At 60.7% G+C, this 14948-nt stretch carries 13 protein-coding genes and 1 riboswitch; all 13 genes read right to left on the minus strand.

The features are described from left to right. Positions 1–1456: 1456 nt before the first annotated feature. Positions 1457–2683, minus strand: coding sequence for a hypothetical protein (locus GH681_RS12445; protein WP_153161808.1), 1227 nt, complete (start codon positions 2681–2683; stop codon positions 1457–1459). 57 nt (positions 2684–2740) lie between these two features. Beyond that, positions 2741–3508: a hypothetical protein gene (locus tag GH681_RS12450; protein WP_153161809.1), complete on the minus strand. Its 768-nt coding sequence runs from the start codon at positions 3506–3508 to the stop codon at positions 2741–2743. A 19-nt stretch (positions 3509–3527) separates the two neighbouring features. Continuing rightward, positions 3528–4040: a hypothetical protein gene (locus tag GH681_RS12455; RefSeq protein ID WP_153161810.1), complete on the minus strand. Its 513-nt coding sequence runs from the start codon at positions 4038–4040 to the stop codon at positions 3528–3530. After that, positions 4037–4315, minus strand: coding sequence for a DnaJ domain-containing protein (locus GH681_RS12460; RefSeq protein ID WP_153161811.1), 279 nt, complete (start codon positions 4313–4315; stop codon positions 4037–4039). The genes GH681_RS12455 and GH681_RS12460 overlap by 4 nt, the downstream gene beginning before the upstream one ends. A 209-nt stretch (positions 4316–4524) precedes the next feature. After that, positions 4525–5364, minus strand: a complete 840-nt coding sequence (gene metF / locus GH681_RS12465; RefSeq protein ID WP_153161812.1) for a methylenetetrahydrofolate reductase [NAD(P)H] — start codon at positions 5362–5364, stop codon at positions 4525–4527. 101 nt (positions 5365–5465) lie between these two features. Then, positions 5466–6338 (minus strand): hypothetical protein, encoded by an 873-nt coding sequence (locus tag GH681_RS12470; protein ID WP_153161813.1) that lies wholly within the window; start codon positions 6336–6338, stop codon positions 5466–5468. After that, positions 6325–7554 carry an AAA family ATPase gene (locus GH681_RS12475; protein WP_153161814.1) on the minus strand — a complete coding sequence of 410 codons (1230 nt, stop codon included), beginning with the start codon at positions 7552–7554 and terminating at the stop codon, positions 6325–6327. The genes GH681_RS12470 and GH681_RS12475 overlap by 14 nt, the downstream gene beginning before the upstream one ends. Then, entirely contained in the window at positions 7554–9044 is a 1491-nt protein-coding gene (locus GH681_RS12480; protein WP_153161815.1) for an FtsK/SpoIIIE domain-containing protein, read from the minus strand. The genes GH681_RS12475 and GH681_RS12480 overlap by 1 nt, the downstream gene beginning before the upstream one ends. A 1-nt stretch (position 9045) precedes the next feature. Further along, a complete protein-coding gene (dndD, locus tag GH681_RS12485; RefSeq protein ID WP_153161816.1) occupies positions 9046–11097 on the minus strand; it encodes a DNA sulfur modification protein DndD in 2052 nt (683 codons plus the stop codon). Next, positions 11087–12403, minus strand: a complete 1317-nt coding sequence (gene dndC / locus GH681_RS12490) for a DNA phosphorothioation system sulfurtransferase DndC (protein ID WP_153161817.1) — start codon at positions 12401–12403, stop codon at positions 11087–11089. The genes dndD and dndC overlap by 11 nt, the downstream gene beginning before the upstream one ends. Before the next feature lie 53 nt (positions 12404–12456). Then, positions 12457–12873, minus strand: a complete 417-nt coding sequence (locus GH681_RS12495) for a PIN domain-containing protein (protein WP_153161818.1) — start codon at positions 12871–12873, stop codon at positions 12457–12459. Then, a complete protein-coding gene (locus GH681_RS12500) occupies positions 12870–13232 on the minus strand; it encodes an Arc family DNA-binding protein (RefSeq protein WP_153161819.1) in 363 nt (120 codons plus the stop codon). Before GH681_RS12500 ends, GH681_RS12495 begins: the two co-directional genes overlap by 4 nt. 63 nt (positions 13233–13295) lie before the next feature. Further along, positions 13296–14708, minus strand: coding sequence for an adenosylhomocysteinase (gene ahcY, locus GH681_RS12505; RefSeq protein WP_153161820.1), 1413 nt, complete (start codon positions 14706–14708; stop codon positions 13296–13298). 127 nt (positions 14709–14835) lie between these two features. Continuing rightward, positions 14836–14942, minus strand: a riboswitch (S-adenosyl-L-homocysteine riboswitch). Between the last annotated feature and the right edge of the window lie 6 nt (positions 14943–14948).

Raw genomic sequence — 14948 nt, forward strand, 5'->3', positions numbered from 1 at the left:
CATCCAGCAGCGATTGGGGATCGAGTGTTTGAGTTCATACTGTCTATTTATCAATGACTTAACGGTATGAATTTTACCGAGAGTGGCGCGGGTTCACAAGGGGGTTGGCGTTAAGTTGGGAGCATTGGCATTTGACCCCGCACATCTCCTCAGAAACGCGTACGCACGTAATCAGCGTTTGCGTGGAGGGCTGGTAAAGCTCGGTCAGCACAAGCTTCTAGCAGCACTCGCCGAAGCCATCCCGCACCTAGCCGAGCCCATGAAGAGACCACCCAGGCATACCGCAGAGGAGATTTCAGCGCTCGCGCAAGAGATGTTTGAGCACATCAGATGTCCTAGTCCAAGCTTCGAAGAAGCTGAAGGCAACAGACCGAACGTGGTCTGATCACGCCACGACGCTCAGCATTGCTTTCTGGCGTTTGAGGTTGCCTCAGCTGGAAATAGTAGTGAAAGCAAGACAGCAGAAGCGGAAGGCCGACTAAACGTTTGTCGGATGGTCGCTCTCAGGCATTTCGGTTTACTCCGCGACCGGCTCCTATGGGTCGATAACTGTCGTTGATCAAATAGTATTTTCTGGTAGTGCCGGCCTGACCCCACAATGTCGGGTCACGCTGTGCTGACCCGACCTACGGAACTACGGTGTCCTCAAGTCGAGCCAGACATTCCAGCCAGCGCTCCACGGGGCTTGACTGGGATAACAGTATCTACCCGGCTGAATTGAGTGACACTCGGCCGACTTGTCGACCGAGCCTGCTGAGAATAGCGATCATTCATGCGCCGCTGGTCGGCTGACCACGGTAATCTGCAATCCCGAGCTAAACATTAGGTCCTTGAGGTCTCGAAGGCAGGATTGGATCGAGCGCGTGAGCTCGCCAGGTTGAGAGATCTGTTGATGTCTTTACGCACCGCTGCGAAGTGCGCTAAACTATGCGACAGTTAATGACTTACCTGCTCTGCTGCTTGTGGGTGGGATGTTCGGAGACTTCCTAGGTGGTCTGCTGATCCTCGCCTCCATCATCTCGATGCTGGAGATCAAGTTCTCTATCGATGGTTCGCCGAAGAAAAGGAGCAAGAAATGAAGATCGAAGTAAACCTGAAATGCAAGTGCAATGGCGCCAAGTCTCTGGGGGTTAAGGCAACAGACCACTGAGGGAAGCTAGAACGTTCGCTGCAAGTGGTGGGTAAGAGCAGACTCCCCCGCCAAAACCCAAAGCGCCCATCGGGCGCTTTGTCTTTTCTGTATCGATTATCTGTTTATATTCAGTGTCGAATTCTGGGGACGCAGTACGTGGCAAACGGTCCGAAATCGCCGCTTGTTCTCATTGGCCGAATCGACAGGCTGCCGTTTAATGCACTCCACCCTTGGCCGGCAGTTATCTGAAACATTGCAGACCCCAACGGCTAGACATCAAAACGTCAGCAAAGGCCGATCACCGGCCGTTCCTTCGGGCGCCCCTCACCCCTTCTTCTTCCAGCTCGTCCTGCACGTTTCCTGCAGATAGTTAAGCACCCTAGTCTCGTCATCCCCATCCAGTTGCTGACTGGCCTCCGGCCCCAGGTCTTCGTCCCACAGGCGGCGGATGTCGGACTGGTATTCGAAGGGGACGACGTTTTCGATGAAGCGGGCGACGGCGGGGGTGTCGAAGCCGGTGTTCCTGAAGTTGTCCCAGATGGCGAGGGCGTCTTTCTTGCGCAGGCTGCGGGTGGGCTCGAGGCCGGTTGCGACCATCAGGAGCACGCCGCATTGCACGTCGGGGTGTTCGCCCTGGGTGCCCATGATGCGTTGCCATTCGGCGGCGCAGGCCTTGTCGTGGTGGGTGATTTCGCCGATGGAGTGGCTGTCGAAGAAGAACAGGCCGGAGAAGCGGTCCTGGTTGCGGTAGATCTCGGTGGCGGGGTGTTCGCGTAGCAGGGGCAGCACTTCGGCGGTGAAGCGGGTGCATTCCTTTTCGATGACGCGGCGGATGGCGGGCGGGGCGTCTTCGAGCCAGCCATCCAGCACGCCAAAACTGGTGCCGCGCTTTTTGGTGGCGGCTTCGGCGAGCTTGAGGAAGCGGTCGACGCTGAAGAAGCCGCCGGGCTTCTTTTCGGCAAACAGCACGAGCAGCGCGCTGTTGATGACCGATTCGCAGAACACGTGCCATTCCTGGGCGTCGTCGCGGGCCACGCCAAACTTGCCGGCGAGCCAGTAGGCGGCGTCGATGGACTGCTGGTTGCGTTCGCGGGCGCCGTGTTCGGCCAGATAGCGGGAGTAGGTGATGCCGGGCTCGACGGTGCTGCGGGCGAGGAAATCCTTTTCGCTTTCGCGCAGGACTTCGGGGGCGCCGAGCAGGCGTTCGGTGGGCAGGGCGTGGAGCCGGCGCAGGCGGTCGGCGCCGGCCTTGGAGAGGGCGAGCAGGGTCTTGTCGCGCAGGAGCCGGGCGGCGGCGTCGAGCTTGCCGCCGGATTCGGCTTCGAGGGCGAGGCCGACCAGGGTGACGAGCCGGCCGCGGGCGGCTTCGAGCTCGGGGCGCAGGTTGGCGGTGCTGAAGAAGCTGGCGAGCTGCACGATGCCCTTGGCGCCTTCGCGACGGATGCCGTCGAGGCGGGCGGCGTCGATGAGGCTTTCCTTCAGGGCGTGGCGCAGCACCCGCTCGAAGTAGGGGCGGCTGTCGACGGTCGTGAGGGCTTGGGCGTTGGACATGGCGGGCTCGGGCGCGCGCGGCCGGTGGGCCACGCGCGGGTCAGGAGGTTGGGTGGATCAGATGGCGGATTCTTCGTCCTCGTCGTCCAGCTTGGGCACGCCGGGCTCGGTGTCGGCCACCGGCAGGCGGGCGGCTTCGCTGGCGCGGGCGATGCGGTCCTGGATCTCGATGACGAGCAGCTCGAAGGTGTCGGAAAACTCGTGGCGCAGCAGCCAGGCGGTCTCCATCCAGTCGCCGTCGGCCACTTCGGTGCGGGACACGCGGGCCTTGACCATCTCGATGGCGTCGCCGATCTCGAGGCCCTGGTCGAGCTCGTCGATGCGCTCGGAGTCGAAGCCGATGGCCGACTTGGGCGTGAAGGCGCGCTCCAGATCCACCTCGACCTCGAACACGCCGTGGTAGGCGAGGGCGAGGAGCGAGTCGTAGTGGTCGGTGAAGTAGTCGGCCAGGAGGCGCACGCCTTCGTCGTGCTCGGCGAGGCATTCGAGCACCTCGGCGCAGCTGCCGCTGCTCCGGTGCATCACCGCGTTCATGGTGTTGCGCAGGCGCGGGACGTACTTTTCGAGGGGCTCGCCGTACTGGCGCTCGAGCATGATGGCGGCGACGAACTGCTCGGGGCTCACCACCATGTTGATGATGGATTCCTTGCTGGTGTCGTACTCGCGCATCACCGCGAGGACATCCTTGGGCGCCATCTCGTCGAGCACTTCGACGAGGGCGTGGTCGCCCTCCTGTTCGGCGATGACGGCCAGGGCGGATTCGGCCTCGGCGATCTCGCCGGCCTGGATCAGGGCGTGGGTCTGTTTGATGACAAGGGCGTTCATTCGGGGCTTTCCTGCGTGCTTATCGTTCGACGGCGTCGAAGCCTTGCTCCGACATCCACTCGTCGCCGGCTTCGGAGAGATCCTCGGCGTCGTCGTCCTCGTCATGGTCGCGGCTGGATTCGGGCGCGGCGCGCACGGCAAGGCCGCTGCCGAGCATGTGCTCCAGCACCGCGGTGGTGACGAGGAAGCTGTCGCCGCCGTCTTGCTTGAGGCACTGGTCGATGAGCGGACGGGCCCAGTCGGCGATCTCCAGGGTGCGGGCGAGCTCGCTCCAGCTGGGGAAGTCGCCGTCGCCGGGCTCGCTGTGGGCGGCGCCATAGACGAGGGTCTGGCTCGTGAAGCGGAAGGCGCCGTGGAAGGCGGGGGCGACCATCTCGGGGGCGGTGTCGATCATCGACAGCAGGAAGGGGAATTCCTTGTGCTTGTCGCGCAGGCGGCGCTTGAGTACGTCGCGCCCTTCCGAGTCGGAGCGCAGGTCGTCGATTTCGGTCGCGTAGCGCTCGAAAATGTCTTCGAAGTAAAACGAGGTCAAGCAATCACCTTTTCAATGTAGGCGTTCCAGAGGAAGGTGGCTTCCTGCTGGGGGTCGTCGATGAGGTTGCGCTGGCGCAGCAGGTCGTAGTCGCGCCGCCGGGCCGGATCGGCCAGCAATTCGTAGGCGGACTGGATGTCGCGGAAGCGCGCAGCGGCGTTGGGATCGGGGTTGCGGTCCGGGTGGTACAGGCGCGCCGCCTTGCGGTAGGCCGTCTTGATGGCCTCGTCGGGGGCGCTCGGTGCAACGCCGAGGACTTCGTAGGGGTCGCGCATGTCAGTTCTCCGTTCCGCAGGGCTGTGATACTTGAGACACGAGGCAAGGGCCAGGGGCCGGCCGCGCACGGCCGCTCCGAAGCGGCCGGCCCGCCCCCCAGTGGGGGGGTGAGGCAGGGATTTCATGGCGCACTGCGCTATGCCTGCCGAACGGGTCGGCTGTACTAAGCCGGCCCTCCACGCCGAAGGCGCATCGGGGGGCGTTCATCTCAGGCGCCGATGCCGAGGCGCTGGCAGATGGCCAGCGTGGCGGCGGACTGGTTCATGCTGTAGAAGTGCAGTCCCGGCGCGCCGGCGGCGAGGAGCTTCTCGCACAGCTCGCTCACCACATCCAGCCCGAAGGCCTTGATGCTGTCGCTGTCGTCGCCGAAGGCTTCGAACTTGCGGCGCATCCAGCGCGGGATCTCGGCGCCGCAGGCATCCGAGAAGCGGGCCAGCTTGGAGAAGGACACGATGGGCATGATGCCCGGCACGATGGGCACGTTGACGCCCAGCGCGGCACATTCGTCGCGGAAGTGCAGGTAGGCATCCACGTTGTAGAAGTACTGGGTGATGGCCGAATCGGCGCCGGCCTCGACCTTGCGCTTGAAGGCGAGCAGGTCGTCCTGCGGCGTGCGGGCCTGGGGGTGGTACTCGGGGTAGGCGGCGACTTCGATGTGGAAGTGGTCGCCGGTTTCGGCACGGATGAACTCCACCAGCTCGTTGGCGTAGCGCAGCTCGCCGGCAAAGCCGACGCCCGAGGGCAGGTCGCCGCGCAGGGCCACGATGCGGCGGATGCCGGCGGCCTGGTAGCGCTGCAGGATCTCGCGGATGTGCTCGCGGGTCGAGCCGATGCATGACAGGTGCGGCGCGGCCTGGTGGCCTTCCTGCTGGATCTCGAAGACGGCTTCGAAGGTGCGCTCCTGCGTGGTGCCGCCCGCGCCAAAGGTGACCGAGAAGAACTCGGGCTTGAGCACCGCGAGCTTCTGGCGCACGGTGCGCAGCTTGTCGGCGCCTTCGGCCGTTTGCGGGGGGAAAAATTCGATGGAGAGGGGGCTTGGGTGGGTCATTGCATGTGAATCCTGCTAATAAATTTGCTAGGAGATCTTGCCGGTCATGGGCGTTTGTCTCCAATAAATGAGTAATCGTTTTTGATTGTCGGGTTCGGCTGCTATCTAATGTCGGCAGTCGTGCAAAAGTCGTCCACAAAGTGTCGGAGTTCGTCGGGGATGACGTCTTGTTGGAGGATTGCCTCCGCAAGAAAGAAGGTCGGATCGCCCTGAAGCTTATGCGTCGTCTTGATCCGATGAAGCATCGCCTTGCCGTTGACGCACCTCAGCAGGCCTGCCAACTTCTGACTGGGTGTATCTCCATCCGCAAATGCTTCGACCTTGGGGACTGCGGCCAAATAGTCACGCCAGACTTCATCGCTTATGTCTTCGGACGCCTTGAGACGACGCCATTCCACTTCAACCTCGTTGCGTGACGGAAACTTGGAAGTTTGACCGTCACCGCACGCCCCTTCTCCGTGCATGCGCTTTGCAGCGTTCAAGGCGGCATGTGGAATGAGGGCTTCGGCATGTGCGGTGCATTCCAACTCAACCTCCGCGGATGATCGAGGTGCTCTTCCCTTTGCGGTGTGGCACAGATGTCTCTCGATGATCCGAGGTTCGATCAGATAGCTCTCGATCTCCCAGTAGCGGGTAATCCAGACGTGTTTGCCATAAGGGCGGGCTGCGCTAAAAACGGCATCGTCGGTCTCCCAGGCGAGATCCCAATTCTTGTCTGCCTGCAACTTGTCACGATCCACCAGCCCAAACGCAGCGATTCCGTTTCGGCGAAAGTTGCTTACGTTATTCACGACACCCACGCAGCCAATGCCGGCATTGGGTTCGGTGAAGTCCAGCTTATCAAGCCGATGCTTGAACCAGTAGTTGCGGAACAGATTGACGTCGGTCTCTCCTTCCAGAAATACGACGGTCTTGCCGCGGTACTCGGAAACCAGCTGTGGGCTGGAGGGGGTCTGTTGTTTAAGCGTCGCCATAAAGGTTTTTTGCCTCGTCGCGAATTTGTTGTTTCTTTTTCTCCTCTTCGGGGGTCTCGAAGAAGTAGCCGCCTTTGCGCAGATTTTTCTCATTCAGCTCAACGGCAAAGGCCTCCATGATTTCTGGCGAATGGGTGGCGACGATGATCGTCAGGCCGGGGTAGCAATCGCGCACCAAGGCCTTCAGCTGATAGAACAGGCGGTATTTCCACTGGTCGTGCAGATGGGCTTCGGGCTCGTCAATCAGCAGGATCGTATTGCGCGTCATGTGGGTGCCAAGCCGCAAAAACAACTGCACAAGGCTTTTCTCTCCGCTGGATAGCGCATCTAGGCGGAGGCGATGACCGTCGTGCAGTACAATGGCCTCGGGGGGCTCGCGAGAGACGTCTTTGATGAACGTGGTGGTTTCATGGAATACCCGCTCATTCACCAGTTGCAGGGCACGTTCAAAACGCCCGTCGTCCAGCCATTTTAGCCACACCAACAAGTTGTCGAGCGAGTCGCGCCAGAAGCGGCCCTCCGTGCGGAAGGCGTGCAGCGGACGATAGTTCCAGTCGCGTGGCGCACTGATGCTGCGCTCTTCGGAAGGGAGAATAGGCGTGACATTCCGGTAAGCGGAAAAATAGATCAGCGTTGGCCATACGAGCGTGCTGTCCTCGATGCCCCCCACCTTTTGTCCAATGGAGTTCGTGATGTCGCCATTGAGAGACTCCAGCCACATGTCTTTCTTGCCGATGGATTGCCAGATGCCGTTATCGCTGCGGGCAAAGCCAAAACGATGCCAGCCACTTGCACCGACCGTTTTCAAGGCCTCTTCATCCCAGAAACGCAGGCTAAGATCGGAGCTCATCCAGCCGGCCAGCAGCGAAAGCACCACCGTTCGTTCGATGCCGTCCTCGCTGTAACGCACCCGCAAGTCCCACTGGGCGCGCCCCTTGCCACGATCCAGATGTTCCAGATCGAATGGTCGCTCACTGGTGCTGCCACGTCGCTCGACCATCTGGCGGATGTCATCACAGCCCAGCATTCCCATCAGTGCTGCCATCAGTTCCAGTGCGGTGGTCTTACCTCGCCCGTTCTTGGACAGGAAGAGGTACAGATTGCAGGACTCGTTGTTAGCGTCGGTGAAATCGATCTCTTCCATCCGCTCCTGAAATGGGCCGATGCGGTCGATGGTTAGCCATAATGGGGTGAACTCGTGGATCAGCAGGCTCATCAGTTTGTCCTCTTCGCCCGGGCGACGCCTTGGGCGATGTCGTCGTGACCAATCAACACGCCATGCACCCGGATGAGGGGCTGGCCGATAAGTTTGACCAGCATGTCTCCCTTGCCAAGCAGCTGTTCTGCGCCAACATCGTCAAGAATGATGCGGGATTCGGTGGCCTTCTGGACTGTCAGGGCAATGCGGCTGGGGATGTTGGAGCGCAGCAAACCGGAGAAGGTCTGAGCGTCGGGGCGCTGGGTTGCCAAGACGAGGTGGATGCCGCTGGCGCGAGCTTTCTGGGCAAGGCGTACCAGTGGCTCTTCGATCGCTCCGGATTGCAAAATCAGATCAGCGAGTTCCTCTACGATCACAACGATGCGGGCCCACCCTTGACTCGCTGCGCGCGGGTCGTCGATGTCTCGGGCACCCAGGCTCGCCAGTGTGGCTTCCCGTTGATTCATCACGTCCACGAGTTGCTGCAGGCTGCTCAGCGCGTCGGGCGCATCGCACAGCACCTGTTGCCCGATCACATGCGGCAACTTGGCGTAGGGGGCGAGTTCGACGCGCTTGGGATCGATCAGCAGTAATTGCAGGCGTTCCGGGCTGTGTCGCTCTAAAAGGGAAAGTAGCAGCGCATGCAGACAGACGCTCTTGCCGCTGCCTGTTGTGCCGCCGATCAAGAGATGAGGGGCGCTGGCGAGGTCGAAGCCGACCCCATCGCCGCCCACATCCTCGCCCAGATAGGCCGGCAAGCGCCATTCCGCGGGTGCCTGTGCCAGCCAGGTGTAAAGCGCTGCTGGCTGCACCGGGTGCCAGTGGCTTGCCGGTCGGGGTACATCAACGGCGGCGATGCGTGGCTCCAGAGTCGACGACACAAATACGCCTTGATCGCCCAGGCCGAGGGCGAAAGCAAGCTTGTCCAGGCCACGGGTGAGCAGGCCGTGATCATTCACGTCGCGCAGGCGGACGTGGTAACGGCTCAGGCGTGGGCCATTCTGGAGGGATACCACTTCGGCAGGGATGCCGATTTCAGCCAGCGCGCGGAGAAGCTTTTCGCTGTCGTCGGTCGGCGTTTGGGGGACGGTTCCCGCTACATCGCCCAGCAACTCATGGAGCAGATAGTCGTGAAAATCGTGGGATTCCATCCAGGCGCTGCGAAACTCCCGCAGTCCCCGCCGGACGTGGCGTTGTAACCAGCGGACAAAGGCATCGTTGTCGGCAAACAAGTCTTCGCCATGGCGAACCGACAGCATGGCGCGTAGCAGTGGCGTGATGTTGTCGTCGCCAGTTTTACCGTCACCGGTTAGCTGTTCAAGGTCGTACTCCTTGCCGCCGCTCTCTCTGTGGTCGAGAGATTCATCAGGTTCGGTTTCGATGCGCAAGGATCGACCAAGGGCAAGCCGCAGCACGCTCCATTTCGGCAGGCTGGTCTTTAGCCCCTTCTTCAGCACCGTCTCAATGACTTGCTCGTCCTGACGGTCGGTGTAGATCTTGGTTGCCATCTCAGGCCGTCTCCACGTCGTACATGCGAGCGTTAGTAATCACTTTAGTGTGCTCGCCGTCCGCGTTTTCGAGACGGAATTCGGCGCAAACATGCGGTTGAATCAAGCGGTACTTTTCAATATCGAGCTCTGAGTCTGTTGGCAATAAGATCACTTGATGAGCAACGCGATGGTAGAAATGCTCTAGGAGGTTATGCTGGTGAGATCGATCAAGGCGCCCCAATGGGCTGTCAAAGATCACTGGCGCTAAACTCCCAGTAAAATCTTTGAGAGCCCATTGAAGGGCGTGTGCCATCAGCTGCTTCATCCCCGCAGAAATATTCGCCATGCCGACCTCCTGGCCATCCGCGCTCAGGTAGGTCAGCGCAAAATCGGCATCGATGGTGATGCGGTCGATCTGTCCGTGGGAACTCATCAGTGACTTGAAGCGCAGATTGATCTGCCGCTCGATGTCCTCGCGCCTGCTGTCCTTGAGGCGTTTCTTGTAGTCGTCGAACAGCTGCTGGGCCTGACGTGCCCGGGCAATGCGCCGTGAGTTGATCTCGCCTTTGACCTGTTCTGTCTGCTTGCGGCTTATCTCCGTCTTGATCTTGTCCAACTGGATTTGCAGATTGGTGCTCTCTGTGTCGACGCCGCCCATCTGCCGCATGAAATCGTCCCGGCGCTGTGCTGCCTCGGCAATCTCGCCTTCCCGGCGCTTGAAGTCTTCTTGCTCTTCCGGAGAGATGTTGTCGAGCGCGTCCAGTTGCGCTTGAAGATCCTGCATGGTGCGGCGCAGGCGGCTTGCTGTCTTCAAGTCGTCTGCCAGGTGCCCCCGTTCACGCTCGGCTTGTCGGAAGTAGTCGAAGCGGCCCCTTAGGTCGAGAATATCGCTGGCTTTCAGACTGAAGAAACCACCGCTGGGCAGTTCGGTGAGACCGTCGAAGAGTTTTCGCAGCTTGTGTTTGTAGTGCTGCTTCTGGGCGTCGGTCAGCGGTGGGCTGGAGTGCATCGGACGGTCGAACAACTGTTCGGGAAGGTACTGGGCAACTTCCTTGATTTGCTCGGCAAGCATTTGATTCGGATTGTGGGTTGCCTCTGCCAGCTGCGCTGCGACCTGTTGAACCAAGGGTGAGGCAGCCCATAGCGGGGCAGCCTGGGGAAGCGTGTTGCCGATGCTGAGGCATAAGGCCTCATATTGTTCTCGGGTATCGGCGAGTTGCTTGCGCAGCCTGGGCTCGTCCCGCTGAAGCGATTTGGCACGGAGCGAATCGTTCTTGCGCTGCAGGCGGAGGATGGTGCGATCCTCGTGATCGATGTCTGCCTGTAGTTCGTCTCGTTTGGCTTGCAGTGACTGCAGCTGACCTTCGCTTTGTTGCTTTTGCCCCTCCAGTTGCTTCAGGTCAGCTTGGATTTCCGGCGCTTGGGCGCTTTGCCGCCACTTCGATATAGCTCGCCCCAGGTATTCATCGAGGGTGTCAATGGTGCTGATGTCGAGCAGGCGCTCAATTTGCCGCAACTGACCTTCTCGGTTGGCTTCGGCAATCTGCTGTACCTGCTCGCCATCGTAGAAAAAGAAAGGCACGACGCTCTTGGGCAGGCGTCGTTCTAGGAACTCTTCGGCGCTGTCTTCGTCGTCGATGACGTGGCCGAAATCAGTGTCGAAGTCGGTTTCGATGTGCAGATGGTGTTGAGCTTCGTTGCCGGTGAGGATCCAATAACGTTCAGCGGCTACGGTGCCTTGATCCTCTCGCCATTTGATTCGAACGCCATAGCGGGTGTCGGACTCGCCAATTTCGCGGGCGCGACGATTGAAAATGCCGCGCCACTCCTTGCCATGCCCGAGCAAATAACTGTTAGGGCGAAGCTTGGTGCCATCGATGACCCGCTGCAACATGTCTGCGCTGGTTCCCAGAAACAGCAGTTTCACGCTATTGATGAAACTGGTCTTGCCGAAGCCATTACGCCCCGAGATCAGGACCAACGGCCGCTCTGCCGTCGGAGTGGGCAACTCGAAGACCTGTTGTCCAAAGTAGGAAAACAGGTTGGTGATACGGATTTCCTCAAAGATCATGGGCGGGGTCTGCAAGCTTTGCCTGTTCGATGTCCTTCTCGATCAGCGCGGTAATGTCACGTTCCAGTTCTGTCTTGGCACCCCACCGGTCGAGGTAGGCGTATTGGCTTTTTACGGTGTCCAGTAGGCGTTGCGCGAGCTCTAGCGGGAAATCGGCGTCGCGCGCGCAAACTTCGAGTAGTGGATCGTCGGATTGCAGGCAAGTGAAGGGTTTGTCCATGGCGTTCTCCCGGCCGAAACGACTTGCGATTTGGCGTGCCATGTCACTGTAATCGAACTCTTCGCGCCATGTCTTCTGAATGAAGGCCAGGCTTTCATCAGAGATGAGCGGGAAACCCACGCCCTGTTCCAGCGTGAGCAGCTTCTCGAGAATTTCCATCCGCGTGTTCGGGTTGAACGGGCCAGGGCCGGCTGACTTGCCGTCGCGACGAAGTGGCGAGCGACGTTCGGCATTTTCGCGAATGGCTTTCAGCCAGTCGCGAAAATTTGCCAATGGTTGCAGCTTCTCCTCCCCGGAGTGGATGAAGCCCTGCATCGACTTATCCTCCTTCACCACCGTGCAAGTCCAACATCCAAAGCGGCTTCCGCCGCAGGATGGCGTATTGAGATCAAGCACGACCGGGCACTCTCCTCCGTTGGCCTGGCGGTAGAGCGACAGCATGAAGTCGTGGCTACCTCCCCACGGGGGCGGGTAGGAGTAGAGATAGTCCCAAACTTCGTCGGTGGTCCAGTCCACAATGGGTGTTGCAACCAGCGCATCAGGGATTTCGTGGTGACGATTCAACCCAAACTGGTTGGTTTCGCGAGCGGCGATGGCGTTGCCTCGGGATACGCTCTCGTTGCTGCGTGTTCCGAGCAACAGAATGACGCTGCCGTGTTTGCGGGTGATCGCGTCGATTGCTCTCCGCGAGGGCTTGATCTTCATGTTTGTGGTGCACCAGCGAAACCATCGGGTTGGGGGGGGGTACCCCAGTCCGATGAGTTTCGACCAGAACTCCTCGTCTGCTTCCGGCGTAACCAACTCGACCGACAGATCCAGTCGTTGCTTTTTGGCGGAAAGACCAATCTGGCTCAAGGTGCTTGAAACGTACTGAGCGACGTTGGGTGCCTCTACGCCGGTGTCTGAAGATACGACGAAGACGGGCTTGCCCGATTTGCCAGCAGCTTGCTCTTCCATGAGCAGCTCATACACCAGCTGAAGAACGGCGGTCGAGTCCTTGCCGCCCGAGTAAGCGACAACCCAAGGGCGCGTATCGGACTCGTAAAGAATCCGCAGGGATTCTTTGGTGGCTTCCAGCTTGCTCATTGGTCGTGCGACGAGAGTCGTTGTTGAAGGTGCATCACGTGTTGGGGTGGGGGCTAAGCCACAAACGGGTTGTGGACGGTGACGCCGTCGTATTGCTGCCCGTGGGAGAGGTCTTCGCTGATGACGGTGTGGGCGCCGAGGCGTGCTGCGGCGCAAAGGATTGCCGCATCCCAGTGGCTAAGGTTGTAACGGTTACGCAGACTGAGGGCCGCGAGCACCAGTTCACGATCGACTGCTTGGACAGGGCGTCTGGCGGCCAGGCTTTCGACAAAAGCCTGGGGCGCTGTCGGCAGCAGGCCATGACGGGGCTGGCGAGCGTTGGCGTAGAACTCCATCAGTACCTGCGTGGACAGGCCCCAGTCGGTGCGGGCCACCCAGCTTCGGGCAATGGGCCGCTTGGCTGCGTGGTCGCTGGCCAGCGAGGTTGCGTAGATCAGGATGTTGGTGTCGAGGAAGTAGGGCGAACTCATGGTTTGTACTGCGCCTGCTCTTCCTGTAACTGGTAGTCGAATTCTCGCGAGAGCGCGCGGTCATGGGCTTGGCTACGGGTGAGGATCGGCGCCTGACCCCACTGGCTTCCGGTCACGATTGAATCAAGTTGATCGAGTAGATCGTCGGACGAGGCCGCTTGGGGACCCTCGAGGCCATGGCTGGCAGCCAAGGCGGGTGGGAGGGGCGGATGCGCCTTGGCGGAATCCTCGTTGCGTGCGACGGCTTCGACGATCGCCATCAGCTCGCCCTGAAGCGAACGGTGATGGGCCGCGGCGAGTGCACGAAGCTGCTCGGCCAGTTTGTCCGGAACATTCTTGATGGTGAGCGTGACAGGCATGGCTTAATCCACAATGGAATCATTATGGTTCCATTGTGGATTCTCGGTGGGCTTGAATCAAGTTTAGTAACGATAGTGCTCGGCCTTGTACGGGCCTTGCTTGGGCACGCCGATGTAGGCGGCCTGCTCGTCGGTGAGCTCGGTGAGCTGGGCGTTGAGCTTCTTGAGCTGCAGGCGCGCGACCTTCTCGTCCAGGTGCTTGGGCAGGGTGTAGACGCCCACCGGGTAGTCGGCGGTGCGGGTGTAGAGCTCGATCTGCGCGATGGTCTGGTTGGCGAAGGAGCTGGACATCACGTAGGACGGATGGCCGGTGCCGCAGCCGAGGTTAACCAGGCGGCCCTTGGCGAGCAGGATGATCCGCTTGCCGTCCGGGAAGATCACGTGGTCCACCTGGGGCTTGATCTCTTCCCACTGGTACTTCTCGATGGAAGCGACGTCGATCTCGTTGTCGAAGTGGCCGATGTTGCAGACGATGGCCTGGTCCTTCATGGCGGCCATGTGGTCGTGGGTGATGACGTGGAAGTTGCCGGTGGTGGTGACGAAGATGTCGGCCAGGCTGGCGGCGTATTCCATGGTGACCACGCGGTAGCCTTCCATCGCGGCCTGCAGGGCGCAGATCGGGTCGATCTCGGTGATCCACACCTGGGCCGACAGGGCGCGCAGGGCCTGGGCGGAGCCCTTGCCCACGTCGCCGTAGCCGCACACCACGGCGACCTTGCCGGCGATCATCACGTCGGTGGCTCGCTTGATGCCGTCCACCAGCGATTCGCGGCAGCCATAGAGGTTGTCGAACTTGGACTTGGTGACCGAGTCATTGACGTTGATTGCCGGGAACTTGAGGTCGCCGCGCTGGTGCATCTGGTACAGGCGATGCACGCCGGTGGTGGTCTCCTCGGTCACGCCCTTGATCTGGGCGAGGCGGGTGGAGTACCAGGTCGGGTCCACGGCCAGCTTGGCCTTGATGGCGGCGAAGAGGATGGTTTCTTCTTCGGACGAGGGCTTGCCGATGACGGAGATGTCCTTCTCGGCCTTGGCGCCCAGGTGCAGCAGCAGGGTCGCGTCGCCGCCGTCGTCGAGGATCATGTTGGAGTAGCCGCCGTCGGCCCACTCGAAGATGCGGTGGGTGTAGTCCCAGTAATCCACCAGGGTCTCGCCCTTCACGGCGAACACCGGGATGCCCTGGGCGGCGATGGCCGCAGCGGCGTGATCCTGGGTGCTGAAGATGTTGCACGACGCCCAGCGCACTTCGGCGCCGAGGGCGGTGAGCGTCTCGATCAGCACGGCGGTCTGGATGGTCATGTGCAGCGAGCCGGTGATGCGCGCGCCCTTGAGGGGCTGGGCGGCGGCGAACTCGTCGCGGATCGCCATCAGGCCCGGCATCTCGGTTTCGGCGATCTTGATCTCCTTGCGGCCCCAGTCGGCCAGGGAGAGATCGGCGATGACGTAATCGGTGAACTTTTCAGCCACAGTGTTCATGAGATTTCCTCGAACGTGTGGCCGGGAAGGGAGAACGCGCAACAGCTTGCGCGGTACTGCGGGTGGCTGCGTACGAACGGCTCACCGCGTCTCCCCGTGCCCGGCACGGGTTTGCAAACAAAGCATGGACGGGTGAGCGCGGTTTCTGGTGCGTCGGGCAAGCCCGGCGGCACTGACATCGAGCCTGGGACGGCGGGCATTGCACCCGGCGGTCTTGCAGCGCTCCTCGAAGCAAGTCGC

Source organism: Zoogloea sp. 1C4 (assembly GCF_009469605.1).
GTDB classification, from domain to species: domain Bacteria; phylum Pseudomonadota; class Gammaproteobacteria; order Burkholderiales; family Rhodocyclaceae; genus Zoogloea; species Zoogloea oryzae.